21 protein-coding genes are annotated in these 25,053 nt (G+C 71.1%); 17 read left to right on the plus strand and 4 right to left on the minus strand.

The features are described from left to right. Positions 1-107 precede the first annotated feature (107 nt). Positions 108-1,187, minus strand: coding sequence for a LacI family DNA-binding transcriptional regulator (locus tag ACFYPS_RS06705; RefSeq protein ID WP_387323224.1), 1,080 nt, complete (start codon positions 1,185-1,187; stop codon positions 108-110). Between the two features lie 199 nt (positions 1,188-1,386). On the opposite strand from ACFYPS_RS06705, the gene ACFYPS_RS06710 reads away from it, so the two are divergent. From ACFYPS_RS06710 to ACFYPS_RS06765, 12 genes are all read left to right on the plus strand, one after another. Continuing rightward, entirely contained in the window at positions 1,387-2,634 is a 1,248-nt protein-coding gene (locus ACFYPS_RS06710) for a maltose ABC transporter substrate-binding protein (protein ID WP_354962603.1), read from the plus strand. Next, the gene (locus tag ACFYPS_RS06715) at positions 2,634-4,271 is read left to right on the plus strand and encodes an ABC transporter permease subunit (RefSeq protein ID WP_387323226.1); all 1,638 of its coding nucleotides are present in this window, start codon (positions 2,634-2,636) and stop codon (positions 4,269-4,271) included. The genes ACFYPS_RS06710 and ACFYPS_RS06715 overlap by 1 nt, the downstream gene beginning before the upstream one ends. A 17-nt stretch (positions 4,272-4,288) precedes the next feature. Further along, positions 4,289-5,203, plus strand: coding sequence for a sugar ABC transporter permease (locus ACFYPS_RS06720; protein ID WP_387323602.1), 915 nt, complete (start codon positions 4,289-4,291; stop codon positions 5,201-5,203). Positions 5,204-5,424: 221 nt separating this feature from the next. Next, positions 5,425-7,230, plus strand: coding sequence for a glycoside hydrolase family 13 protein (locus tag ACFYPS_RS06725; RefSeq protein ID WP_354962605.1), 1,806 nt, complete (start codon positions 5,425-5,427; stop codon positions 7,228-7,230). A gap of 79 nt (positions 7,231-7,309) precedes the next feature. After that, on the plus strand, positions 7,310-7,651 hold the full coding sequence (locus ACFYPS_RS06730; RefSeq protein ID WP_354962606.1) for a hypothetical protein: 342 nt from the start codon (positions 7,310-7,312) through the stop codon (positions 7,649-7,651). Positions 7,652-7,928: 277 nt separating this feature from the next. Further along, entirely contained in the window at positions 7,929-8,996 is a 1,068-nt protein-coding gene (locus ACFYPS_RS06735) for a BMP family ABC transporter substrate-binding protein (RefSeq protein WP_354962934.1), read from the plus strand. Between the two features lie 252 nt (positions 8,997-9,248). Continuing rightward, positions 9,249-10,796, plus strand: coding sequence for an ABC transporter ATP-binding protein (locus tag ACFYPS_RS06740; RefSeq protein ID WP_354962935.1), 1,548 nt, complete (start codon positions 9,249-9,251; stop codon positions 10,794-10,796). Then, positions 10,793-12,148: an ABC transporter permease gene (locus ACFYPS_RS06745; RefSeq protein ID WP_387323229.1), complete on the plus strand. Its 1,356-nt coding sequence runs from the start codon at positions 10,793-10,795 to the stop codon at positions 12,146-12,148. Before ACFYPS_RS06740 ends, ACFYPS_RS06745 begins: the two co-directional genes overlap by 4 nt. 3 nt (positions 12,149-12,151) lie before the next feature. Then, positions 12,152-13,432 (plus strand): ABC transporter permease, encoded by a 1,281-nt coding sequence (locus tag ACFYPS_RS06750; protein ID WP_354962608.1) that lies wholly within the window; start codon positions 12,152-12,154, stop codon positions 13,430-13,432. 49 nt (positions 13,433-13,481) lie between these two features. Then, complete coding sequence (locus ACFYPS_RS06755; RefSeq protein ID WP_387323231.1) at positions 13,482-14,216, plus strand: cytidine deaminase; 735 nt, start codon at positions 13,482-13,484, stop codon at positions 14,214-14,216. A gap of 137 nt (positions 14,217-14,353) precedes the next feature. Then, entirely contained in the window at positions 14,354-15,637 is a 1,284-nt protein-coding gene (locus ACFYPS_RS06760) for a thymidine phosphorylase (protein WP_387323233.1), read from the plus strand. 111 nt (positions 15,638-15,748) lie between these two features. Then, on the plus strand, positions 15,749-16,429 hold the full coding sequence (locus ACFYPS_RS06765) for a DUF4272 domain-containing protein (protein WP_354962611.1): 681 nt from the start codon (positions 15,749-15,751) through the stop codon (positions 16,427-16,429). Between the two features lie 2 nt (positions 16,430-16,431). Here ACFYPS_RS06765 and ACFYPS_RS06770 read toward each other — a convergent pair whose 3' ends face one another. Both ACFYPS_RS06770 and ACFYPS_RS06775 read right to left on the minus strand, forming a co-directional pair. Further along, positions 16,432-17,442, minus strand: a complete 1,011-nt coding sequence (locus ACFYPS_RS06770; RefSeq protein WP_354962612.1) for a putative RNA methyltransferase — start codon at positions 17,440-17,442, stop codon at positions 16,432-16,434. 1 nt (position 17,443) lies between these two features. Beyond that, a complete protein-coding gene (locus ACFYPS_RS06775) occupies positions 17,444-17,941 on the minus strand; it encodes a MarR family transcriptional regulator (protein ID WP_354962613.1) in 498 nt (165 codons plus the stop codon). Between the two features lie 57 nt (positions 17,942-17,998). On the opposite strand from ACFYPS_RS06775, the gene ACFYPS_RS06780 reads away from it, so the two are divergent. Genes ACFYPS_RS06780 through ACFYPS_RS06790 form a run of 3 tightly spaced genes read left to right on the plus strand, consistent with a single transcriptional unit; the run spans position 17,999 to position 20,143 of the window. Beyond that, positions 17,999-18,601: an NAD(P)H-dependent oxidoreductase gene (locus ACFYPS_RS06780; protein WP_354962614.1), complete on the plus strand. Its 603-nt coding sequence runs from the start codon at positions 17,999-18,001 to the stop codon at positions 18,599-18,601. Next, on the plus strand, positions 18,598-19,011 hold the full coding sequence (locus ACFYPS_RS06785; RefSeq protein ID WP_354962615.1) for a PPOX class F420-dependent oxidoreductase: 414 nt from the start codon (positions 18,598-18,600) through the stop codon (positions 19,009-19,011). Before ACFYPS_RS06780 ends, ACFYPS_RS06785 begins: the two co-directional genes overlap by 4 nt. Before the next feature lie 52 nt (positions 19,012-19,063). Further along, positions 19,064-20,143: an adenosine deaminase gene (locus ACFYPS_RS06790; protein WP_387323237.1), complete on the plus strand. Its 1,080-nt coding sequence runs from the start codon at positions 19,064-19,066 to the stop codon at positions 20,141-20,143. A gap of 4 nt (positions 20,144-20,147) precedes the next feature. On the opposite strand, the gene ACFYPS_RS06795 is transcribed toward ACFYPS_RS06790, so the two are convergent. Beyond that, entirely contained in the window at positions 20,148-20,441 is a 294-nt protein-coding gene (locus ACFYPS_RS06795; protein ID WP_354962617.1) for a hypothetical protein, read from the minus strand. 503 nt (positions 20,442-20,944) lie between these two features. On the opposite strand from ACFYPS_RS06795, the gene ACFYPS_RS06800 reads away from it, so the two are divergent. Further along, the gene (locus ACFYPS_RS06800; protein WP_354962618.1) at positions 20,945-24,589 is read left to right on the plus strand and encodes a nitrate- and nitrite sensing domain-containing protein; all 3,645 of its coding nucleotides are present in this window, start codon (positions 20,945-20,947) and stop codon (positions 24,587-24,589) included. Beyond that, the gene (locus tag ACFYPS_RS06805) at positions 24,586-24,990 is read left to right on the plus strand and encodes a roadblock/LC7 domain-containing protein (RefSeq protein WP_354962619.1); all 405 of its coding nucleotides are present in this window, start codon (positions 24,586-24,588) and stop codon (positions 24,988-24,990) included. Before ACFYPS_RS06800 ends, ACFYPS_RS06805 begins: the two co-directional genes overlap by 4 nt. Positions 24,991-25,053 lie beyond the last annotated feature (63 nt).

Here is a 25,053-nt window from a genome sequence, read left to right on the forward strand (position 1 = left end):
GCGCTGCAAGAGTCAAGCAGTTCTTGCGCAAGGCAGCACCGCGGTTGCTGCGGCAGTTGGCAGCTGGGACCGTGTGGCGTCGATCAGCCGGGACCGTGCGGGGCCGATCAGGCGGGGACGGCCAGCGCCGAAGAGCCGCCCCGGTGCCGGTTGGAGCCGGCGGCGCCGGGGCGGGCCGGGACGACAGCGGTGGAGCCGCGTACCACCAGCTCCGGGCGGAACAGGTACTCCGAGTGCGGAGCGCCATGCCCGTTGATCTCGTCCACCAAGGCCCGGACCGCGGCCACCGCCATCGCGATGACCGGCTGCTGCATCGTGGTCAACGGCGGGTCGGTGAAGGCCATCAGCGGCGAGTCGTCGTAGCCGACCACGGAGAGGTCGCCGGGGACGGTCAGGCCGCGCTGGCGGGCCGCCCGGATCGCGCCGAGCGCCATCAGGTCGGAGCCGCACACCACACCGGTCACGCCGCGGTCCAGCAGCCGGCCGGCTGCGGCCTCGCCACCCTCCACACCGAACAGCGACAGCTCGGCCAGGGAGCCCAGGTCAGCCTCGGCGACGCCGGCCAGCCGGGTCATCGCGGAGCGCCAGCCGGCCACCTTGCGCTGCACCGGGACGAACCGGTCGGGGCCGGTGATCAGGCCGATCCGGCGGTGCCCGAGTGCGACCAGGTGGGCCACCGCCAGCTCGGCGGCCTCCCCGTCGTCGCAGGAGACGAAGGGGGCGCCGATGCCGGGCACGTACCCGTTGATCATCACGACCGGCAACGGCCGGGCGATCAACGCCCGGTAGCGGTCGTGGTTGGCGGCGGTGTCGGCGTGCAGGCCGGAGACGAAGACGATCCCGGAGACCTGCCGGTCCAGCAGCATCTCGACGTACTCGTCCTCGGTGACGCCGCCGGCGGTCTGGGTGCAGAGCACCGGGGTGAACCCGCTCTGCGCCAGCGTCGACTCGATGACCTGGGCGAAGGCGGGGAAGATCGGGTTGTCCAGCTCCGGGACCACCAGGCCGACCAGCCCGGCGCTGCGCTTGCGCAGCCGGGCCGGCCGCTCGTAGCCAAGCACGTCGAGGGCGGTGAGGACGGCCTGCCGGGTCTCCGGGGCCACGCCGGGGCGGTCGTTGAGCACCCGCGACACCGTGGCCTCGCTGACTTCGGCCTGCTGGGCGATGTCGGACAGTCGAGCGCGCATGGCGGCACTTTAGCCCACCGGCAAGTTCTTGCGGGGCTCTCTGCAAGCCCTTCCATTATCTGCAACCTCTTGCTAACGTCCCGGCAACATGCGAGAGCAGCGGCGCGACATCGATGCGCCGGTTGGCAAGAACTTCCAGAGCTTCCCGCTGGCGGGCTGCCCTTCCCCCGGCGGACCCGCCATGACGACAGGAGTACCGATGCGCATCCGTACCGCGGGTGTGGTCGCCCTCTTCGCCCTGGCGCTCGCCGCCTCCGGCTGTGGTGGCGACAGCGACGAGCCGGCCGCGAAGGAATCCCCCAAGGCCGCCGGCGGCAAACTGGTGATCTGGGCGGACGACAAGCGGACCGCCGCCCTCAAGCCGTTCGCCGAAAAGTTCGGTCAGGAGAACGGCGTCACCGTCGAGGTCGAGGCCGTCAGCAAGGACCTGCAGACCAACTTCGTCACCGCCTCCCAGCAGGGCAGCGGCCCCGACGTGGTGGTCGGCGCGCACGACTGGATCGGTAACCTGGTGCAGAACGGCGCCATCGACCCCGTGCAGCTCGCCGCGGAGCAGAAGAGCGCGTTCAACGAGACCGCCATCAAGGCGGTCACCTTCAACGGTCAGCTCTACGGCGTGCCGTACGCGCAGGAGAACCTGGCGCTGATCCGCAACACCGAGCTGGCCCCCGAGGCGCCGAAGACGATCGAGGACCTGGTCGCCACGGGCAAGCAGCTCAAGACGGCGAAGAAGGCCACCGAGACGCTCTGCCTCCAGGTCGGCCAGAACGGCGACGCGTACCACATCTACCCGCTGTACACCTCGGCTGGCGGCTACCTCTTCGGCACCGGCGCCAACGGCGACTACGACCCGAAGGACCTGGGCGTGGGCAAGCCCGCGTCGATCGAGGCGTTCAAGAAGATCGGCGCGCTCGGCGAGAAGGGCGCGGGCGTGCTCAAGCGCTCCATCGCGGACACCAACTCGATCGCCACCTTCACCAGCAAGAAGTGCGCGTTCCTGGTCTCCGGTCCGTGGGCGGTGGCCGACGTCAAGAAGGCCAACATCAAGTACGACATCTCCGCCATCCCCGGCTTCGCCGGTGGCAAGGAGGCCCAGCCGTTCGTGGGTGTTCAGGCGTTCTACGTCGCCACCAAGGGCAAGAACAAGGCGCTGGCCCAGGAGTTCGTGGCCAACTACACCACCACCCCTGAGCTGGCCGTCGCGCTCTACAACGCCGAGCCCCGGCCGCCGGCGCTGACCGCCGCCCTCGAGCAGGTCAAGGGCAGCGACCCGGATCTGGCCAAGTTCCAGGAGGCCGGCAGGAACGGCCAGGTGCTCCCGGCCATCCCGGCGATGGCCGCGATCTGGGACCCGTTCGGCAAGGCCGAGGCCGCCGTCATCGGTGGCGCCGACCCGACCAGCACCATCACCGCGGCCGGCAAGACCATCTCCGGCCAGATCAAGTAATGAGCACGCCGCTGTCCGGCCCGGGGTCTGCCAAGCAGGCCCCGGGCCGGGGGCCCGTCGGCTCCCGGCCCCCGCGCTCCCGTGCCGCGCGTGACCACGCGCCGATCACCCTGACCGGCCTGGCCGGCAAGGTGCTCCTGCTCGGCCTGACCGCCGGTATCGCGGTCTGGGCGGCCTTCCCGCTCATCGACGCAGGGAAGTGGGTCGGTCTGGCCCTGCTGGCGGCGACCACCGCCGGACTGTTCTACCTGTACCTCACCCGCCGGCACATCCCGGCCAAGTACCTGGTCCCAGGCACCCTGTTCCTGATCGCCTTCCAGGTCTTCCCGGTGCTCTACACGGCCAGCACCGCCTTCACCAACTTCGGCGACGGGCACCGGGGCAGCAAGGACGACGCGATCGTCGCGATCCAGACCTCCTCGGTCACCCAGGTGCCCGGCTCCGCCGAGTACGCCCTGTCGATCGCCACCAAGGGCGACCCGGCCACCGGACCGCTGGTCTTCCTGGTCACCAACCCCGCCACCGGCACGGTCTCCGCCGGCGACACCGGCGGGCTACGCCAGCTCGACGCCGCCGACGTCACGGTCACCCCGGCCGGCAAGGTCACCGCCGCCGACGGCTACACCGTGCTGAACTTCGGCCAGGCCAGCGCCCGCAGCAAGGAGATCACCGACCTGGTGGTGCCCACCGCCGGCGGCGCGCTGCGCTCCAGCGGCCTGTCCCGCGCGTACGAGGGCAAGGCGGTGCGGGCGTACGAGGCCGGCTGCGACTGCGTCCGGGACACCGAGACCGGGCAGACCTGGACCGCCGACGAGGAGGTGGGCGCCTTCGTCGCCGCCGACGGCGAGCGGCTCGCCCAGGGCTGGAAGGTCAGCGTCGGGCTGAGCAACTTCACCCGGGTGCTCACCGACGAGAACATCTCCGGCCCGTTCCTCGGCACCCTGATCTGGAACTTCGCCTTCGCTGTGGCTTCCACCGGCGGGACGTTCCTGCTCGGCGTGCTGATCGCGCTCGTGCTGCACTCGCCCCGGATGCGCGGCACCAACCTCTACCGCGTGCTGCTGGTCCTGCCGTACGCCATGCCGTCGTTCGCGATGCTGCTGGCCTGGCGGGACATGTTCAACGCCGACTTCGGCCTGATCAACAACCTGTTCGGCCTGGACGTGGACTGGTTCGGCCACGCGTGGACGGCGCGCCTCGCGGTCATCCTGGTGCAGCTCTGGCTCGGCTACCCGTACATGTTCCTGGTGGCCACCGGTGCGTTGCAGGCCATCCCGCGGGAGTTGACCGAGGCGACCTCGGTCGACGGGGCATCGCCCTGGCAGTCCTTCCGGGCGGTCACCCTGCCCCTGCTGCTGATCGCGCTCTCCCCGCTGTTGATCTCGTCGTTCGCGTACAACTTCAACAACTTCAACGCGATCTACCTGACCACCGAGGGCGCGCCGTTCCCGGCCGACAACCCGACCAACGGCGCGACGGACCTGCTCATCACGTACACCTACCGGCTCGCCTTCGGCGGGCAGGGCGCGGAGTTCGGCTTCGCGGCCGCGATCTCACTGTTCATCTTCGCCATCGTCGCGGTGGTCTCGGCGGTCAGCTTCCGCCGGACCCGTAAGCAGGAGGAGGTGTACTCGTGACCACGCTCACCGGGCCCATGCCTACCGGCGACACGGCAGGTCCGCCGCCGGCGGTCAACCGCAACGTCACCGGCCGGCGGCGCAACCGCTGGTTCGCCCAGGTCGGCTGGCGGCACCTGGTCGCCGTGCTCGGCGTGCTGTTCAGTCTCTTCCCGATCGTGTTCGTGCTCTCCGCCGCGCTCAACCCGCTCGGCACGCTCTCCACCACCGACCTGGTGCCGACCGACGGGGTGTCGCTCGGCAACTTCGGCGGGTTGTTCGAACGGACCGCCTTCGGGCGGTGGTTCCTCAACTCGCTGCTGATCGCCGGGGTGGCCTCGTTCGCGTCGGTGCTCCTCTCCGCGCTGGCCGCGTACGCCTTCTCGCGGATGCGGTTCCGCGGCCGCCGGGTGGGGCTGCTCGCCCTGCTGTTGATCCAGATGTTCCCGCAGTTCCTGGCGATCGTGGCGATCTACCTGATCTTCGGCACGATCACCGACCTGTGGCCGTCGATCGGCTTCAACACCCCCTGGGGGCTGTTGCTGCTCTACATGGGTGGCGCGCTCGGGGTGAACACCTGGCTGATGAAGGGCTTCTTCGACACCCTGCCCCGGGAACTGGACGAGTCGGCGACCATGGACGGGGCGTCGCACGCCCAGGTCTTCTTCCGGATCATGCTGCCGCTGGTGGCGCCGATCCTGGCGGTGACCGGGCTGCTGGCGTTCATCGGCACCATCAACGAGTTCCTGATGGCCAACGTGTTCCTCACCGGCACCGACTCGAAGACCCTGGCGGTCGGCATGTACGGCATGTTGCAGGGCAACGAGCGCAACAACAACTTCGGCATCTTCGCCGCCGGGACCCTGCTCACCGCGATCCCCACCGTGCTGGTCTTCCAACTGCTCCAGCGCTACATCGTGTCCGGGCTGACCGCCGGCGCGGTGAAGGGGTAGTCGGCCTGGGGCTGGGTGTGGGTCGTGACACGGGCGCGGGCTTGGGCGCGGGCCGGGACACCCTGCCCTGCTGCCTTTGCTCTGCTTCAACCCGCGCAACAGCCGGTGTCCGCTATCCGGACAGTGCCCGTTGCGCGGGTGTAAGCAGAGCAAAGGCGGCCAGCAGAGGCAGCTGGCCCGGCTCACCGTCGTACCCCCGCGCCCCGGACGAAAGGAACATCGTGCAGCCGCACCACGACGGATCCGCCAGTTACGTCCCGCAGCAGGAGCCCACGCTGGGGGAGACAATCGACGTCTTCGTCCGGGCGCCGGCCGGGGGCGACATCCAACAGGTATATGTGCGCACGACTGGCGATGGCGAGCCGCGTTTCCGCGAGGCCACTGTGGACCGCGTCGACGGTGAGGTGGTCTGGTGGCGGGCCGAGATCGAGGCGCGCAACCCGGTGAGCAACTACCGCTTCCTGCTCTCCGGGCGACGGCGTACCCGGTGGCTGACTGCCGCCGGGCTGGTCGACCACGACGTGCCCGACCACGGTGACTTCAAGCTGGTCACCCACGCGCCGCCGCCGGCCTGGGCGCGCGACGCCGTGATCTACCAGATCTTTCCGGACCGGTTCGCCCGCTCCGCGGCGGCCGGCACCCGGCCGCTGCCGGACTGGGCGATCCCGTGCGACTGGGACACCCCGGTGATCGGGCGCGGCCCGGAGACGCCGCACCAGCTCTACGGCGGCGACCTGGACGGGATCGCCGAGCGGCTGGACCACCTGGACCGGCTCGGGGTGAACACCGTCTACCTGACCCCGGTCTTTCCGGCCCGATCCAACCACCGCTACGACGCGGCCAGCTTCGACCGGGTCGACCCGTTGCTCGGCGGGGACGCCGCGCTGGCCCGGCTCGCCGACGCGGTACGGGCCCGGGGCTGGCGGCTGCTCGGCGACATCACCAGCAACCACACCGGCGACGCGCACGACTGGTTCACCGCCGCGTCCTCCGACGTCCGCGCTCCGGAACGGGAGCTGTACTACTTCGACGGGAGCACCGGGGACTACGAGTCCTGGAACGGGGTCAAGTCGCTGCCGAAGCTGAACTGGCGAAGCGCCGAGCTGCGCCGCCGCTTCGCCACCGCCGAGGACGCGGTGCTGCGCCGCTGGCTGCGCCCCCCGTACGGGCTGGACGGGTGGCGGGTGGACGTGGCGAACATGACCGGCCGGCGTGGCGCCGACGCGTACACCCACGAGGTGGCGGCGCTGCTGCGCTCGGTGGTGGCCCAGGACCGCCCGGACGGCCTGCTGATGGGCGAGCACGGCCACGACCACACCGGTGACCTGGACCGCGACGGCTGGCACGGCACCATGAACTACGTCGGCTTCACCGACCCGGTCTGGTCCTGGCTCCGCCACGGCGACCAGCCGGTGCCGAACTTCCTCGGCACGCCGGGCGGGGTGCCCCACCGGGACGCGGACGCGGTGCTGGCCACCATGGACGCCTACCGGTCGCTGGTGTCCTGGCGTTCGTACGTGCACTCGTGGCAACTGCTCGGCTCGCACGACTCGGCTCGGATCCGGACGGTGGTCGGCGACGCGGCCCGACAGGAGGTCGCCGCCGGGCTGCTCGCCACCATGCCCGGCATCCCGATGATCTTCGCGGGGGATGAGCTGGGCCTGACCGGCACGAACGGCGAGTCGTCTCGTACCCCGATGCCGTGGCACCGCCCTCGGAGCTGGGACGCCGGCACGTTCGCCGCGTACCAGGCGCTGATCGCGCTGCGGCGGGGTGAGCCGGCGCTACGCCACGGCGGCCTGCGGCGGCTGCACCACGACCCGGACACGCTCGTCTTCCTGCGCGAGGCGCCGACCGGGGCGGTGCTGGTGCTGGCCCGCCGGGCACCCGGCGGCCCGGTGCGGCTGGCCGGGCTGCCGGCGGCCGAGAACCTGTACGGGGGTGCGCCAGCGCTCCGACCCGGCCCGGACGGCTCGATGACCCTGCCCGGTGACGGCCCCACCTTCCAGGTCTGGCGGCTGTGCTGAACGCGGTCGGTCAGCCTCGACGCGCCGATCCGCAGGACCCCCTACTACAAACTGTCGTTGATAGGGGAGGATGGGCGGCGTGGAAGCTCTGCGACTGACTCTCCTCTATGTCCATCTGATCGGTTTCGCCCTGCTGCTCGGCGGCTCGATCGCCCAATACATCAGCGGCCGGCTGCGGATCAACCCGGCCATGCTGTGGGGGGCGGTGATCCAGTTGCTGACCGGGCTCGGCCTCTCCGCCCCGCTGCGCGACGGTGACGAGCCGGCCCCGGCGAAACTCGTGACGAAGCTGGTGATCGCGCTGCTGATCTTCGTCATGGTCTTCTTCTCGCGGAAGCGGGACGTGGTCAATCGCGGTCACTTCCTCGCGATCGTCGGCCTGACGCTGGTCAACGCGGCGGTCGCGGTCTTTTGGCGGTAGCGTCCGAGGAGGGGGCCGCCCCTGAAAAACGGACGTTCGTGACGCCTGGACTGCTCGCCTACCAGCACGAAGAGTGACTTGCCCCACGCGAGGATTACACCCGGGTAACAGGCACTCAACAGTCGTGCACGATTGTCGGCTGGTGGGTGGGCGCGGGCGTACGCTCCCGTCCGTAACGTGGGACAGCCGGCGGCACACCGCAGGTCGGCTGATGGGCTGCCACCGCACTAGGCGCGGTGTGCAATGGGAAGGAGACGTCTTGCGCTCGGTGCGTGGGATGCGGATCGCCTCGATCTTCGCGGTGGGTGGGCTCGCGCTCACCGCCGCCGCGTGTGGCGAGGCCCCCAAGGATGACAACAACGCGGGCAGTGGCGCCAAGAAGTTCAGCGCCTGCATGGTGACCGACGTCGGCGGCATCGACGACAAGTCGTTCAACGCTTCGGCCTGGAAGGGCCTGCAGGAGGCCAAGGCCGCCAACGACAACATCGACATCAAGTACGTCGCGTCGAAGGCCGAGGCCGACTACGAGCCGAACCTGACGCAGTACGTCAACCAGAAGTGCAACTTCATCCTGGCCGTCGGTGGCCTGATGTCGAACGCCACCTCGAAGATCGCCAAGGCGAACCCGAACCAGGAGTTCGGCATCGTCGACGCCAACCCGGGTGACGCCAACGTCTACCCGATGCAGTTCGACACCGCGCAGGCCGCCTTTCAGGCGGGCTACCTGGCCGCCGGGCTGACCAAGACCGGCAAGGTGGCCACCTACGGCGCCCTGCCGATCCCGCCGGTGACCATCTTCATGGACGGCTTCGTCGACGGCGTGGCGTACTACAACACCACCAAGAAGAAGAACGTCCAGGCGCTCGGCTGGGACAAGGCGACCCAGAAGGGTTCCTTCACCAACGACTTCGCCAAGCAGGACGAGGGCAAGAAGGTCTCCGACACGCTGGTCGCCCAGGGCGCGGACATCATCATGCCCGTCGCCGGTGGCTCCGGCCTCGGCACGACCTCCGCGGCCAAGGCCTCGAGCGGCAAGTACAACACCATCTGGGTGGACGTCGACGGCTGCGAGAGCACCCCGGACTGCGCGGCGATCATCACCACCGTGGTCAAGAACATCCCGGACGCCGTCAAGGAGGCCGTGGTCAAGGCCGCCGCCGGCGACAAGCTGCCGGCCAAGCCGGGCTTCGTCGGCACCCTGGCCAACAACGGTGTCTCGCTCGCCCCGTACCACGACTTCGACAGCAAGGTTCCGGCCGAGCTGAAGGCCGAGATCGACAAGATCAAGGCGGACATCGCCGCCGGCACCATCACCGTCACCTCAAAGGCCCAGCCGACCAAGTGACGACCGGCCGGTCCCTCCGGTGAGATCATCGGAGGGTCGGCGGGGACAGGTACGACCGATCCGGCCGCTCCGGCGCCGCGGGTGACCACCCGTGGGGCCGGAGCGGCCGATCGCGCGCCACGATGACCGGGCCAGCCGGGCCGGGTCGACGGCAGCTACGCTGCACCATCGCTCGCACTCCAGGAGGTTGCGCTGAGACTCGAACTGCGCGGCATCACCAAGCGGTTCGGTGATCTGGTCGCCAACGACCACATCGATCTGACGGTGGAGCCTGGAGAGATTCACGCCCTGCTCGGCGAGAACGGCGCGGGCAAGTCGACCCTGATGAACGTGCTCTACGGGCTCTACCAGCCCGACGAGGGCGAGATCCTGGTCGACGGCAAGCCGCTGAAGCTGAAGGGCCCGTCCGACGCGATCGCGGCCGGGATCGGCATGGTGCACCAGCACTTCATGCTGGTGCCGGTCTTCACGGTCACCGAGAACATCATGCTCGGAGCCGAGCAGGTCCGGGGCGGCATCGCCGGCTTCCTGGACCGGCGGCGTGCCCGGCGCGAGGTCGCCGAGGTGTCCGAGCGCTACAACCTGCAGGTCGACCCGGACGCGGTGATCGAGGACCTGCCGGTCGGCATCCAGCAGCGCGTCGAGATCGTCAAGGCGCTCACCCGCGACGTCGACCTGCTCATCCTGGACGAGCCGACCGCGGTGCTCACGCCGCAGGAGACCGAAGAACTGCTGACGGTCATGCGGTCGCTGAAGGCGGCCGGCAAGTCGATCGTCTTCATCACCCACAAGCTCGGCGAGGTCAAGGCCATCGCCGACCGTATCACCGTGATCCGACGCGGAAAGACCGTCGGCACCGCCTCGCCGGAGGCCAGCCGTGACGAACTGGCCGCGCTGATGGTGGGGCGCAGCGTCCGGCTCACCGTGGACAAGGGCAATGCGACACCGGGCGAGCCGATGCTGGAGGTGGCCGGGCTGGTCGTCGACGACGACCGGCAGATCCGCGCGGTCGACGGGGTGGACCTGACCGTACGCGCGGGCGAGGTGCTCGGCGTGGCGGGTGTGCAGGGCAACGGTCAGACCGAGCTGATCGAGGCGATCATGGGCTTGCGCCCGGTGCTCGCCGGCACGGTCAGCCTGGCCGGCGACCGGATCGACGGCTGGACGACCAAGAAGGTGCTCCGCGCCGGCGTCGGCTACGTGCCGGAGGACCGCAGCGTGGACGGCCTGGTCAAGGAGTTCAGCGTCGCGGAGAACCTGGTGCTGGACATCTACGACCGGCCGCCGTTCGGTGCGGGGCTCGCGCTCAAACCGGACGCGATCGCGACCTCGGCGAAGGAGCGGATCGAGCAGTTCGACGTCCGCACCTCATCGGCCGACGCGCCCGTGGGCACCCTCTCCGGCGGTAACCAGCAGAAGGTGATCGTGGCCCGGGAGCTGTCCCGGCCGCTGAAGCTCTTCATCGCCGCCCAGCCGACCCGCGGCGTCGACGTCGGGTCCATCGAGTTCATCCACAGCCGGATCATCCGCGAGCGGGACATCGGCACCGCCGTCATGGTGGTTTCCAGCGAACTCGACGAGGTGATCGGGCTGGCCGACCGGATCGCGGTGATGTACCGGGGTCGGATCATCGGCATCGTCGGCCCGGACACCCCGCGCGAGGAGATCGGCCTGCTGATGGCCGGTATCAGCCCGGACGCGGCCCACGAGCAGGGTACGGACGCCGTGCCCACCGACGGCGCGGCTACCGACGGGAGCCCGGCGAGCGACGCAGGCTCCGCGAACGAGGACGAGGCATGAGCGACCCCATCCCGCAGTCCGGCTCGCCGGACAAGGAGCCGGCGAGCGAGGCGCAGGCCGCGCAGAACGCGCTCAGCAACACCGAACGGGCCGAGCCGGCGACCAAGCCGGACCCGTCGGCACCGGAGCCCAAGCCCAGCCTGGGCCGGCTGTTCCTGGACAACCTCTGGGCGGCCAACACCTTCACGGTGACCCTGCTGTCGTTGGTGCTGGCGATCGTGGTCGGCGCGGTGCTGATGATCATTTCTGATCCGGCCGTGCTCTCCACCTACTCCTACATCACCGCCCGCCCGGCGGACGCGTTCAGCGCCAGCTGGACGCTGGTCAGCGAGGCGTACGCGAACCTGTTCAAGGGGTCGATCTTCGACCCGGAGGCGTTCTCCGGCTGGCTGAACGGCAGCAACGGCTGGCAGGCCGTGCTCGCGCCGATCTCCGAGACGCTCACCTACACGGCGCCGCTGGTCTTCACCGGCCTGGCGGTGGCGCTGGCCTTCCGCGGCGGCCTGTTCAACATCGGTGCCCAGGGCCAGGCCACCGTCGGCGTGGTCCTGGCGGCGCTGGCCGGCTTCCTGCTGCCGCTGCCGCCCGGTCTGCACCTGCTGGTGGCGGTGCTGGCCGGGGCCCTGGGCGGGGCGATCTGGGGTTTCATCCCGGGCATCCTCAAGGCCCGCGCCGGGGCCCACGAGGTGATCAACACGATCATGCTCAACTACGTCGCCACGTACTTCCTCACCTGGTTGATCGTGCAGAACGGCGTGCAGGACCCGACCCGTCCCGACGCGATCAGCAGGGCGGTGGACACCTCCGCCCAGCTGCCCCGGCTGCTCGGTGACAACCTGCGGGTGCACGCCGGCATCCTGCTCGCCGTGCTGGCCACCTGGGCGGTCGCCTGGCTGCTGAACCGCTCGACGCTCGGCTTCGAGCTGCGCGCGGTCGGTGCCAACCCGGACGCCGCCCGGACCGCCGGAATCAGCGTCACCCGGACGTACATCCTGATCATGGTCTTCTCCGGAATCCTGGCCGGCCTCGGCGGCTCGAACATGGTGTTGGGCTCCACCGCCAGCGCCCTGACCCCGCTGGTGGTCGCGCAGATCGGCTTCGACGGCATCCTGGTGGCGCTGCTCGGCCGGGTGAAGCCGTGGGGGGTGCTGCTGGCAGGGCTGCTGTTCGGGGCGCTCCAGGCCGGCGGTAACCGGATGCAGTCGTACTCGGGGATCTCGCTGGAGCTGGTGACCGTGCTCCAGGCGCTGATCGTCATCTTCATCGCCGCGCCGGCCCTGGTGAAGGCGATCTTCCAGCTCCGGGCCGCGCGCGCCGCCCGGTTGCAGACGAGCCTGGCGAAGGGCTGGTAACTCATGTCCACCATGGCTGTCCCCGACATCGCGGTCGCCCCGGTCGACGAGGGCTTCTGGACCCGTAGCCGCAAGGTCGGTCTGACGCTGCTGGCGCTCGGTCTGCTGTCGGCGGTGCTCTTCGGCGCGCTCGCCACCGACCAGCAGGCCCGGTTCACGCTCAGCGACGACGCGGCCGGCGCCGCACTGGAGATCAACGGCACGATCGGGGCGATCCTGTTCGGGATCATCGCGATCGCCGCTGGCGCGGCGCTGCTCGCCGGGGTGCCGAAGCGCTGGTTCCTTCCCGTGCTCGGCGTCGGGCTGGTCGGCTTCGTGCTCTCCTTCCTCTGCTGGCAGGTCTCCGCCGCGCCGGCCGGGCAGAACTTCATGCCGCTGGTCAACATCATCCGGGGCACGTTCATCCTCGCGCTGCCGCTGATCTTCGGCGCGCTCGCCGGGGTGCTCTGCGAACGGTCCGGCGTGGTCAACGTGGCCATCGAGGGTCAGTTGCTGATGGGCGCGTTCAGCGGCGCGTTGTTCGGCAGCCTCTCCGGCAGCGTCTGGGTGGGTCTGGTCGCCGCCGCCCTCGGTGGCGCGTTCATCTCGCTGCTGCTGGCCGTCTTCGCCATCCGCTACCTGGTCGACCAGGTCGTCATGGGCATCGTGCTGAACCTGCTGGCGGTCGGTGTCACCGGCTTCCTCTACGAGCGGCTGATGCAGACCGACGCGACGAAATACAACAGCGCGCCACGCTTCAGCAACTGGAACATCCCGCTGCTCGAGGACATCCCGGTGCTCGGCCCGGCGCTGTTCCGCGGCAACATCTTCCTCTACCTCGGCCTGCTCCTGGTGCTGGTGATCCACATCGGGCTGTTCCGGACCCGGTGGGGGCTGCGTACCCGCTCGGTCGGCGAGCACCCGACCGCCGCCGACACGCTCGGCGTCAAGGTGCTGCGGGTGCGTTACCGCAACGTGCTGCTGGCCGGCGTGGTCGCCGGAATCGGCGGCGCGTCCTACACGCTGGCGCTCTACTCGTTCACCAAGAACATGATCGGCGGCAAGGGCTTCATCGCACTGGCCGCGCTGATCTTCGGCCGGTGGAACCCGACCGGCGCGCTGCTCGCCGCGCTCTTCTTCGGCTTCGCCGACCAGCTCGCCACCTATCTGGGCGCGATCAACAGCGTGATCCCCAGCCAGTTCCTGGCCATGCTGCCCTATCTGGCGACGATCCTGGCGGTCGCCGGGTTGGTCGGCCGGGTCCGGGCACCGGCTGCGGACGGCAAGCCGTACATCAAGGGCTGACGCCCGGCGTCGACGCGGCGGGGCCGAGGTGGTCCCGCCGCAGGCAGCGATGACGGTGCGGCAGAATGATGGGATGACTGAGATCGACTGGGCGCGATTGCGCGCCGCCGCCTCGGACGCGATGCGGCACGCGTACGCGCCGTACTCGACGTTCCCGGTCGGCGCGGCCGCGCTGGTCGACGACGGCCGCGTGGTGGTCGGCTGCAACGTGGAGAACGCCGCGTACGGGGTGACCCTCTGCGCCGAGTGCGGGGTGGTGTCCAGCCTGCACGCCACCGGGGGTGGCCGTCTCGTCGCGCTCTCCTGCGTCGACGCCACCGGTGAGCCGTTGATGCCGTGCGGCCGGTGCCGGCAGCTGCTCTGGGAGCACGGTGGGCCGGAGTGCCTGATCGAGACCAAGGGTCGCCCGCTGCGGATGGCAGAGCTGCTGCCGCACGCCTTCGGTGTGGAGGACCTGGAGGCGGTGACCGGTGAGACGCCGGTGCCGGTGGTCCCGGAGCGGCTGGCTGCCTGGCGCGGGCGCGGCACCGTCTTCGTGCACCCGGACATGTCCGCCGGGCAGCAGGTCTGGACGGCGTACTGGGAGCGGTCGGCCGGGGACGACGCGGGCGCCGAGACCGGCGTGCTGGAGGAGGCCCCGAGCTGGGACGACCCGGCGGAGGCGATCACCTGGGGGATGGCCCGGACGCCTCGGGTGGTGGTGGTCGACGCGACCGGGACCATCTTCTGGGCCGGTGAGGGCGAGCCGCCTTTGGAGATTCCCGTTCGCTGGGCTGCTGGTTGAGCTCTGGGGATTGGGCCGACCGCGCCCGGCTCCGGGCGGTCAGGCTTGATCCCTCCGCCGGGCACGGTCGGCCCATTCCCTCGGTGTTCACGGTCCGTGGGTCGGGATCTGCATACGACTAGGAAAGATCTTTTCTGATGAGTAGTGGTTTTGCTGCTGTTGATGTCATTCGGGTGAAGCGGGACGGGGGTGTGCTGTCGGACGCGCAGATCGACTGGGTGATGGACGCGTACACCCGCGGGGTGGTCGCCGACGAGCAGATGGCCGCGCTGGCCATGGCGATCCTGCTCAACGGCATGACCGGCCCGGAGATCGCCCGGTGGACCGCCGCGATGATCGCCAGCGGTGAGCGGCTGGACCTCTCGGCGGTACGACGCCCGACGGTCGACAAGCACTCCACCGGCGGCGTCGGCGACAAGATCACCCTGCCGCTCACCCCGCTGGTCGCGGCGTGCGGCGCGGCCGTGCCGCAGCTCAGTGGGCGCGGTCTCGGGCACACCGGCGGCACGCTGGACAAGTTGGAGTCCGTCCCGGGCTGGCGGGCCGCGCTGAGCAACGACGAGTTCATCAGCCAGCTCGGCGACGTCGGCGCGGTGATCTGCGCGGCCGGCGCCGGCCTGGCTCCCGCCGATCGGAAGCTGTACGCGCTGCGCGACGTGACCGGCACGGTGGAGGCGATCCCTCTGATCGCCAGCTCGATCATGAGCAAGAAGATCGCCGAGGGCACCGGCGCACTGGTCCTCGACGTCAAGGTCGGCTCGGGCGCCTTCATGAAGTCCGTCGACCAGGCCCGTGAGCTGGCCCGCACCATGGTCGAGCTGGGCGGTGCGCACGGCGTGCGGACGGTCGCCCTGCTCACCGACATGTCCACACCGCTCGGCCTGGCGATTGGCAACGCGGTCGAGGTGACCGAGTCGGTCGAGGTGCTGGCCGGAGGTGGACCGGCCGACGTGGTGGAGCTGACGCTGGCCCTGGCGCGGGAGATGCTCGACGCCGCCGGCCTGCCGGACGCCGATCCGGCGGCGGCGCTGCGGGACGGCCGGGCGATGGACTCCTGGCGGGCGATGATCCGGGCGCAGGGCGGCGACCCGGACGCGCCGATGCCGGCTGCCCCGGAGGTCGAGGTGGTGCGCGCGGAGCAGGACGGGCACGTGGCGGCCGTCGACGCGTACGCCATGGGGGTGGCGGCCTGGCGGCTCGGCGCGGGCCGGGCCCGCAAGGAGGACCCGGTGAGCGTTCCGGCCGGGGTGGTCCTGCACAAGCGACCCGGCGATGCGGTGCGGGCCGGTGACGCCCTCTACGAGCTGCGCGCCGAGGACCCGGCGCGGATCCCGGCGGCGCTCGCGGAGGCGGCCCGCGCGGTGCGGGTCGCGCCGACCGCGCCGGTGCCGACGCCGCTGGTCATCGAGCGGATCGGCTGACCTGACCCGGGGTCGGGGCGGCGTGGTGCCGGTCACCAGGGAGCGCTATTCTCGCAGGCCAAGGGGGGATAGCCGGCCTTGAGCCGTCGCGAGCAGACAGGAAAACGCGCCGTGACCGTACCTGCCCCCGACCCACGAGAGGTACGCGAGGCGAGCCTGGACGAGTTGTCCCGGCTCCGCCTGCCGTTGCCGCCTCCCCAGTTCCCGCTCGTCTGGGAGCCGGGTGACCAGATCGAGTTGCGCCCCACAGCGGAGATCGAGGCGCGGATCGCCGTGCTGCACCTGATCCTGGCCCGCTGCTTCGGGATGCCCCCGCAGGCGGCGATGAGCTGGCTGCTCGGCTCGCACCTGATGGAGATGGTGACCCCGCCGGAGTGGCAGTTCGTGACCGGCGGCAAGGGCGACCACCGGTCGTTCGTGCTGCACCACGACGCGCTCTTCGCCCTGGCCTGGGTGCTCGGGCTGAGCAAGCAGCTCGACCCGACCCTCGCCGTGGACGAGCGGCTGGTCGAGCGGCTGCCGCACATCGCCGAGGGGGAGACGTTCCCGCGCTGGCGGTCCCGGATCCTCACCGCGCCGCAGCATCCCGCCGACGCGGCCGCCCTGCTCGATCTGCACTACTGCCTGGACTGGGCTTACCTGGAGACTGAGCGGGTCGGGCGGTCGCTGCCTGGGCTGGTCGACGCGAACGCGATCGGTCAGCGGCGCTGGGCGCTGGAGTGGGCGGTGATCCTGCGTGGGCCGTACCACGATGAACCGCCCGGCTGGGAAGAGGTCGACCTCTCCACCTGACCTCAGCGGGGCCGCTGGACGTCGAGCCGGACCGCCACGGTGACCCGGACCGGTTCGGGCAGCGCGACCAGCCGGGCGGCGAGAGCGGCCGGGTCGGTGTGCCATGCGCTGGGGCCCATCCCGACCAGGGTGGCGACCTCCGGCCGGGTCAGCGTCAGCTCCGCCCGGTGTACGGCCGAGTTGACCCCGGTGAAGTGCCCGCCCAGGCTGCCGGCCACCCGGTCGGCCTTGTCCGGGTCCACTCGCAGCAGGCCGAGAGCGTCCACCAGTTCGGCGAGGTGGTCGGCGGCGGGGGTGACCACCAGCAACGTGCCGTTCGGGTCGAGCACCCGGTGGAACTCCGCGCCGTTGCGCGGGGCGAAGACGTTCAGCAGCACGGAGGTCGACGCGTCGGCGAGCGGCAGCCGCTGCCAGGTGTCGGCGAGCGCCGCGGCCGCCCGGGGATGCGCCCGTGCCGCGCGGCGGAGCGCCGGCTTGGACACGTCCAGGGCCAGACCCACCGCGTCCGGCAGCGCCGCCAGCACCGCGCCGAGGTACCGGCCGGTGCCGGCGCCGGCGTCCACCACCAGGGGGTACGCCTCGAAGTCGGGCGTCGGCGGCTCAACCCGTACCTCTGCGGTTGTGTCCTTTGCTCTGCTTGCCTCCGCGCAACGGTTCTGTCCGGAAACCGTTGCGTCGGTTGAAGCAGAGCAAAGGGCGGACGGGGTAGGCCCCGGGTGCGTGGCGGCCGGCGCGCGGAGCCGGCCGACGGCGTCCGTGGCGGCAGCGGCGAGGGCGGCCGAGATGACGTCGTAGTGCCCGGCGGCGAGGAAGTCCGCCCGGGCGGCCACCATCTCGGCGCTGTCGCCGGCGTGCGGGGCGCGCCCGGCCAGCAGGTTGACGTACCCCTGCCGGGCGATGTCGAAGCTGTGCCGGCGCGGGCAGCGCAGCGCCCTGGCGGTGCCGGCGGTCGACTCGGACAGCGGCTCGCCGCAGACCGGGCAGCGCAGCCGGTCGAGGATGCGCGGGTCCACGTCAGGCCGCCGGTTCGGGCTGCGGGCGGGTGGCCCGGGGCTCGGGGCCGGCGAGGTGGTCGACCACCCGGTGGGTGAGCGCGCCGAGCGCGTCGACCTCAGCGGGGGTGAGCAGGTCGATCAGGTGCCGCCGGACGGCGGCCACGTGGCCGGGGGCAGCGGACTCGATGGCCTGCCGACCCGCCGGGGTGAGCACGACGATGGAGCCGCGGGCGTCGTCGGCGCACTCCTCGCGGGTCACCAGGCCGCGTTGCTGCATCCGGCTCAGGTGGTGCGAGAGCCGGCTGCGCGACCACAGCATCCTGGCGGCCAGCTCGCTGAGGCGCAGCCGCCCCTGCTGGGTCTCGGAGAGGTCGGAGAGCACGTCGTAGTCCGGCTCGGAGAGGCCGGCGTCCTGGGTCAGCTCCCGGGCCAGCTCCAGATCGAGCAGTCGACGCATCCGGCGGTAGCCGCGCCAGGCGCGGGCCTCCCGTTCGTCCAGCCACCGCGGTGTGTCCATACGTGGAGTCTAGCGGTTTGGTTGACATGTCACCGATTCGCCTTCTAGGTTGATGACATGTCAACAAATTCACTCGAGCGCGACCCGACCACCCGCCGCCTCAACGTGATCGTCGCGAGCACGCGCCCCGGCCGGGTGGGTCGGATGATCGGCGACTGGTTCACAGACGCCGCCGGCCGCCACGGTGGCTTCGACGACGTCCGACTGGTCGACCTCGCCGAGGTCGGGCTGCCGTTCCATGACGAGCCGCATCACCCGTCCGAGGGTCGCTACCTCTACCGGCACACCCAGCGGTGGAGCGCGACGACCGCGGCCGCGGACGCGTTCGTCTTCGTGATGCCCGAGTACAACTACGGCTTCAGCGCCCCGCTCAAGAACGCGATCGACTACCTCTACCACGAGTGGCAGCACAAGCCGGTGGGCTTCGTCAGTTACGGCATGAGCTCCGGCGGCCTGCGTGCCGTTCAGATGATCAAGCAGGTGGTGACCACGCTCAACATGGTCCCGGTCAACGACGCGGTGACCATCTTCTTGCGACAGGCGCTGGACGGCGCCGGCCGGCTGGTGCCGGATCCGGGGCGGGACGCCGCCGCCGAGGCGATGCTCCACCAGCTCGGCCGGCTGGCCGCCGCGCTTGCGCCGCTGCGGGTGCCGGCATGAGCGACCGGCTGTGGGGGCTGTTCGGCACGCGGGGGCGCGGGGTGCTGGTCACCCTGCGCCGGGACGGCCGACCCCAGCTGTCCAACCTCGACTACCTGGCCGAGCCGGGGCTGATCCGCTGCTCCACCACCGGGGACCGGGCGAAGGTGCGCAACCTGCGCCGCGACCCCCGGGCCAGCTTTCACGTGACCACGCCGGACGGCGGCGCGTACGCGGTCGCCGAGGGCACCGTTACCCTCACCGAGCCGGCCGCGGCCACCGCCGACGCGACGGTCGACGAGCTGGTCGAGGTCTACCGGCGGATTCGCGGCGAGCACCCGGACTGGGCGGACTACCGTGCCGCCATGGTCGCCGACGGGCGGCTCGTGATCCGCCTCGAAGTGCACCGGGTGTACGGCTGGCAGCCGTGACTGCCGGCCGGTCCCGTCCCGGTCCGCCAGGGTCGCTGACTAGGGTCTGAGCATGGTCGCAACTATCCGGTACGAGGACATCGTCAAGGTCCCGAAGGCGCTGCTGCACGACCACCTCGACGGCGGGCTGCGGCCGGCGACGATCGTCGAGCTGGCCGCGGAGGTGGGCCACGAGCTGCCCACCACCGACCCCGAGGCGCTGGGGCGCTGGTTCGTCGACGCGGCCGACTCCGGCTCGCTGGAGCGCTACCTGGAGACGTTCGCGCACACCGTGGCGGTCATGCAGACCGCGCCGGCGCTGCGCCGGGTGGCCCGCGAGTGCGCGCTGGACCTGGCCGCCGACGGCGTGGTCTACGCCGAGGTGCGGTTCGCTCCGGAGCAGCACCTGGAACAGGACCTGAGCCTGGACGAGGTGGTCGAGGCGGTGCTGGCCGGTTTCGCCGAGGGCACCGCCCAGGCCGTCGAGGCGGGGTTGAACATCCGGGTGGGCACGCTGCTCACCGCCATGCGGCACGCGGCCCGTTCGCAGGAGATCGCCGAGCTGGCCGTGCGGCACCGGGACTCCGGGGTGGTCGGCTTCGACATCGCCGGCGCCGAGGCGGGCTTCCCGCCCACCCGGCACCTGGACGCCTTCGAGTACCTCCAGCGGGAGAACTTCCACTTCACCATCCACGCCGGCGAGGCGTTCGGCCTGCCGTCGATCTGGCAGGCGATCCAGTGGTGCGGCGCGGATCGGCTCGGCCACGGGGTGCGGATCGTGGACGACATCACCCCCGGCGCGGCGCCGGTGCTCGGCCGGCTGGCCGCGTACGTCCGGGACAAGCGGATCCCGCTGGAGCTGTGCCCGTCGTCGAACGTGCAGACCGGAGCGGTGGACTCGATCGCGGACCACCCGATCGGCCTGCTGCGGGACCTGCGGTTCCGGGTCACCGTCAACACCGACAACCGGCTGATGAGCGGCACGTCGATGTCGCGGGAGATGGCCCTGCTGGTGGAGACGTTCGGCTACGGCTGGCGGGAGTTGCAGTGGTTCACCATCAACGCGATGAAGAGCGCCTTCATCCCGTTCGACGAGCGGCTGCGGATCATCGATGAGGTGATCAAGCCGGCGTACGCGAAGCTGCTGGCCTGAGTGGTCAGCCGTGCGGGTGGCCGGCGAGCAGGCCGGCCACCCTGCGCAGCACCTCCCGGGCCCGGGCCGCCTCCGCGCCCAGCCCGGTCTGCCGGCGCAGCACCGCGGGCTCGGCGCGCAGCAGCGCCACCCCGCGCCGGACCAGCACCTGTGGCGCCTTGCGCTGCTCGGACAGGTCGCGGGCCAGCCGGCGGAGGAAGGTCGCCCCGCGCGGGCGGCGCAGCGCGTACGCACCGGCGAGCAGGCCACGACGGCGGCACTCATCGACGATCTCGGCGGCGAAGATCCCTTCGGCCACGAAAAGTGGCGATCCGGCGACGTCAAATGGCCGTGTGGCCACCCGTCGATCCGCGCCGATCGCATAAACCGGCACATCGGCGCGACCCTCGCGAGCCAGTCGGGCAATCGTTTCGACCGCCGTGAGGGCGTCCCACGACTCGGGTGATTCCCAGTCCACCTGGCCGTTTCGGCGCGGCAACGTAGGGTCATCGCCATCTTTGTAAAAGTCGTCCAGGCAGAGCACCGGTAGGCCGGTTTGCTGCGCTATGTACGACTTTCCAGAGCCAGAAGGGCCAGCGAGCAGGACAACGCGGTGCGGATGTTTCATTACCTTCAGTTACTCCGGCCAGACGGACTGCTATCAAATCGCATCAACATCTCATCACACCTTCGGCGGGTGACAACCTGGGCTTTCTTCTTGCCGGGCGGCGTGATGGAATCTCGGGGGTCCGACCCGCCGGGTCGGACGCTGGGCGTTGCGCGGGGGCAACGCGTTCAAGCTGTAATCGCGAGGGCGGTGACGTGAGCAAACGGCCAAAGACGGCGGGCTCCTTCCTGTCGCGGCTGCGCCGACCGGCCAGCCGGCTCCGGGACATGCCGATCTGGTCCAAGCTCGGTCTCATCATGATCGTGCCGACCATCGCCACGGTCGTGGTGGGCACCAGTGGTCTCGTCGACCACCTGGAGACGCTCAACAATGCCAACCGGGCCGGCGACCTGGCCAACCTGTCGAGCTACTCGGGTGACCTGGTCGACACGCTTCAGGACGAGCGGACCACCGCCGTGCTGCTGCTGGGGGCCAAGGGGACGCAGCCGACGGCGCAGTACCAGGAGGCCTACAACCGGGTGAACTCCCGGGTAGACCAGGCGAGGGGCCCCTACCTGCAGCAGCGGGCCGAGATCGAGGACCTGCCGAGCAGCCTGGAGGGCGTGCTCAACGGGATCGACCAGACCCTGAAGGACCTGCCAGGCGTCCGCAGCCAGGTGTTCAACGGCAAACTCAAGCTCACCGAGACCATTCAGGCGTACGAGCGCCTGATCAACGACCTGCTCGCCATCCGTGACTCCGCCACCCAACTCGCCGGCAACAGCGACCTGAGCGACCGGATGCGGGCCGCCGCGGCGATCGCCCGGGAGAAGGAGTTCCTCTCCGTCCGCCGGGTCGTCGTGCACCGCGCCCTCGGCTCGGAGCAGCGGCGGATGACCCCGGTGCTGCGCACCGACTACATCGCCAGCGGCACCGGTCAGCAGCAGGCCCTGCAGAGCTTCAAAGCCGTCGCCAGCCCCGACGAGGCGAAGTTCCACGACCAGACGGTCGCCGGCGGTGACCGTCGGGAGGCGCAGAACTACACCGGCTGGATCGACGGCAACACCACCGGCGACATGAGCGGTGCGCCGTTCGGCCCGGACCAGTGGGACTCGGCCATGACGGCCAACGCCAAGCTGATCCGCACCGTCGAGACGAAGCTCGACGGCGACGTGGTCGCCGAGGCCGACAACCTGCGCTCGGACGTCCAGCGTCAGGTGTTCCTGGAGACCGGCCTGCTGCTCAGCATGCTGCTGCTGGCCATCCTCTTCGCGTACCTGGTCGCCCGCTCGATGGCCCGCTCGCTGCGTGAGCTGCGGCAGGGCGCTCTCTCCGTCGCCCAGTACGGCCTGCCGCAGGCGGTGGCCCGACTGCGTGACCCGCAGGTCGTCGGGCAGCTCTCCCCGGTGCAGCTGGCCAACCAGATCGCCGAGCCGCTCCCGGTCCGCAGCAAGGACGAGTTCGGCCAGGTGACCGAGGCGTTCAACGCCGTCCACCTGGAAGCCGTCCGAACCGCCGCCGAGCAGGCGGCGCTGCGCGCCTCCGTCGCGACCATGTTCGTCAACCTGGCCCGCCGTTCGCAGATCCTGGTCGACCGCCTCATCGGGCACCTCGACCGGCTGGAGCGCGGCGAGGAGGACCCGGACCGGCTGGCCGAGCTGTTCCAGCTCGACCACCTGGCTACCCGGATGCGCCGCAACGACGAGAACCTGCTCGTGCTCGCCGGCGCCGACTCCACCCGCGTGCAGCGCGAGCCGGCGGCGCTCATCGACGTGCTGCGCGCCGCGCAGTCCGAGGTCGAGCACTACACCCGGATCGAGTTCGGGGTCATCGACCGGGACATCGAGGTCGCCGCGCACGCGGTCAACGACCTGGTGCACCTCGTCGCCGAGCTGTTCGACAACGCGACCGCGTTCTCGCCGCCGGACTCGCAGGTGATGGTCGAGGCCCGCCGGGTCGGCGACCGCACCTCGCTCTACGTCGAGGACCGCGGCATCGGCATCAGCAACGACCAGCTGAACGAGCTCAACGAGCGTCTCGCGACGCCGCCGCAGGTGGACGTGGCCGTGTCCCGGATGATGGGCCTGGTCGTGGTCGCCCGGCTGGCGTCCCGGCACGGGGTCCGGGTCGAGCTGCGTCCCGGTGGTGACCGTGGCACGGTCGCCGACGTGACCCTGCCGACCTCGGTGCTGGTGCCCCGGGCGCTCTCCGGCCGGATGCAGCAGCCGCCGGCGCTGCCCGCGGCCGGTGGCCCGCAGGGCGGTGGCCCGGTTCCGGCCTTCGGCGCGCTGCCCGCGCTGGGCAACGGCCCTCGCCCGAGCGAGTCCGGCAACCAGGTCACCCTGGGTGGTCGCCCGTTCGACCCAGCCTCGCGCAACGGCGCCGGCACCCCCGCCAACGCCGGTGCGTACCGCTCGATGCCGGCCTGGTCGGACCTGACCGGTGCGGCCGGCACGAACGGCGGGGACGGGTTCACCCCGCGGACGGCCAACGGACAGCCGATCGACCCGCTGCCGCAGCGCCGCGCCGGCGACGACTCTCCGGACGCGGGCCAGCAGCCGGCCATTCCACGGCAGCTGCCCAGCAGCCCCGAGGCGCACCCGTACTCGCCGCCGCCGGTCTCCGCGCAGCCCTACTCCGGCGCACCGGTCTCCGCCTCGCCGGCCTCCGGCCAGCCGTACTCCGCGCAGCCCTACTCGGGTGCGCCGTACGCCGGTCCGCCGGTGTCGGCCGCCCCGGCCTCGGGTCAGCCGTACTCGGCCCCGCCGGCCGGTCAGCCCTATTCGGCCCCGCCGGCCGGTCAGCCGTACTCGGCGCCGCCAGCCGGTCAGCCCTATTCGGCCCCGCCGGCATCGAGTCAGCCGTACTCGGCGCCGCCGGCGTCCGCCCAGTCGTTCCAGTCGTTCAGCGGCTTCGCGCCCCGATCGGCCCCGCCCGCCCAGGCGCCCAACGCCCCCGCGCCGCCGGCCTGGCCGCCGGTGCCCGGTGGCGACCGGGACGCGGCCACCCCGCCGGTGCCCGAGCGGTTCGCCGCCGCCCTGGACATGACGACGGAGCTGCCGCGGGTGCAGCGACCCGCCGAGCAGCCGGCCGCCACGGCTCAGCCGACGGCACCGACCTCGGCGGCACCGGCGCAGAGCCGGCCGGCGCCGCAGCAGCCGCAGGCCCAGAATCGGCAGCGGTACGCGGACGAGACCATGGAGCTGCCGATCTTCCGGGAGCTCGAGTCGGCCTGGTTCCGTACCCGTCGGCCGGGTCCGGAGGAGGCGGCAGCGGCTCAGGCAGCCGCACCGGCCGCCCAGCCGGCGGCCAATGGCGGCACCGCGACCCAGCAGTTCGCGACGGTCGAGGCCAGCGGCCGGGCAGTCCACAAGACACCACCCGGGACGACAGGTAACACACCGATGGCAGACACTCCGACGGCCGGAGGAGCGCCGCGGGACAACGGGTCGACAGCGAACGGGGGCACCCGCCCCAGCCTCGCCGAGAGCCTGCCGAACCGCCGGCCCCAACCGCCACAGACCAACGGCTGGCAGACCGCCGCCGACGACGGCTGGCGTGCCGCCTCGGCAGCGGCCAGCGCGGTCCCGGTGAGCGAGACCACCACGACCGGTCTGCCGAAGCGCAAGCCGATGGCGCAGCTGGTCCCCGGCGCGGTGGAGAAGCCCACCACCTCGGTCCAGCGGCGTTCCCCGGAGGCGGTCCGTGGCCTGCTCTCCGCCTACCACCGGGGCGTGCAGCGAGGGCGTAGCACCTCGGACAACCCGACCAGCCCGGAGGCGACTCCGGGAGGGCAGCAATCCTCGCAGTCTGGCTCAGGCCCAGCGGCCGGGAGCGGGCAGAAGGAGCAAGAAGGATGACAACTACGCAGGATCTTGGTTGGCTGCTGGCCAACTTCGCTGACCGGGTGCCCGGTGTCGCGCATGCGGTCGCCGTCTCGGCGGATGGCCTGCTTCTCGCGTCGTCACGGGATCTGCCGCGGGACCGGGCCGATCAGCTCGCCGCGATCGCGTCCGGTCTGGTCAGCCTCACCCAGGGAGCGGCCCGCTGCTTCGAGGGAGGCGCTGTGCTGCAGACCGTCGTGGAGATGGACAATGGCTTCCTGTTCCTGATGTCCATCTCGGACGGCTCGTCCTTCGCAGTGCTGGCCGCCCGCAGCTCGGACGTCGGGCAGGTCGGCTACGAGATGGCGTTGCTGGTCGACCGGGTGGGCGACGCGCTGACCCCGCAGCCGCGTGCGGCCGCGGGGATGCTGAGCTGACGCCTCGCCGATCGTGAGGTCGGCGCTACTGCAACAACGACAACGACGGGTTTCACCGGTGGG

Origin of the sequence: Micromonospora sp. NPDC005087, assembly GCF_042872965.1 — a bacterium.
Classification (GTDB): Bacteria; Actinomycetota; Actinomycetes; order Mycobacteriales; family Micromonosporaceae; genus Micromonospora.

Bases quoted from the DNA above. Each gene is read 5' to 3' on its own strand.
- ACFYPS_RS06705 (WP_387323224.1), bottom strand. From the start codon at position 1,187: ATGCGCGCTCGACTGTCCGACATCGCCCAGCAGGCCGAAGTCAGCGAG.
- ACFYPS_RS06710 (WP_354962603.1), top strand. From the start codon at position 1,387: ATGCGCATCCGTACCGCGGGTGTGGTCGCCCTCTTCGCCCTGGCGCTC.
- ACFYPS_RS06715 (WP_387323226.1), top strand. From the start codon at position 2,634: ATGAGCACGCCGCTGTCCGGCCCGGGGTCTGCCAAGCAGGCCCCGGGC.
- ACFYPS_RS06720 (WP_387323602.1), top strand. From the start codon at position 4,289: ATGCCTACCGGCGACACGGCAGGTCCGCCGCCGGCGGTCAACCGCAAC.
- ACFYPS_RS06735 (WP_354962934.1), top strand. From the start codon at position 7,929: ATGCGGATCGCCTCGATCTTCGCGGTGGGTGGGCTCGCGCTCACCGCC.
- ACFYPS_RS06745 (WP_387323229.1), top strand. From the start codon at position 10,793: ATGAGCGACCCCATCCCGCAGTCCGGCTCGCCGGACAAGGAGCCGGCG.
- ACFYPS_RS06750 (WP_354962608.1), top strand. From the start codon at position 12,152: ATGTCCACCATGGCTGTCCCCGACATCGCGGTCGCCCCGGTCGACGAG.
- ACFYPS_RS06755 (WP_387323231.1), top strand. From the start codon at position 13,482: ATGACGGTGCGGCAGAATGATGGGATGACTGAGATCGACTGGGCGCGA.
- ACFYPS_RS06760 (WP_387323233.1), top strand. From the start codon at position 14,354: ATGAGTAGTGGTTTTGCTGCTGTTGATGTCATTCGGGTGAAGCGGGAC.
- ACFYPS_RS06775 (WP_354962613.1), bottom strand. From the start codon at position 17,941: ATGGACACACCGCGGTGGCTGGACGAACGGGAGGCCCGCGCCTGGCGC.
- ACFYPS_RS06780 (WP_354962614.1), top strand. From the start codon at position 17,999: ATGTCAACAAATTCACTCGAGCGCGACCCGACCACCCGCCGCCTCAAC.
- ACFYPS_RS06785 (WP_354962615.1), top strand. From the start codon at position 18,598: ATGAGCGACCGGCTGTGGGGGCTGTTCGGCACGCGGGGGCGCGGGGTG.
- ACFYPS_RS06790 (WP_387323237.1), top strand. From the start codon at position 19,064: ATGGTCGCAACTATCCGGTACGAGGACATCGTCAAGGTCCCGAAGGCG.
- ACFYPS_RS06805 (WP_354962619.1), top strand. From the start codon at position 24,586: ATGACAACTACGCAGGATCTTGGTTGGCTGCTGGCCAACTTCGCTGAC.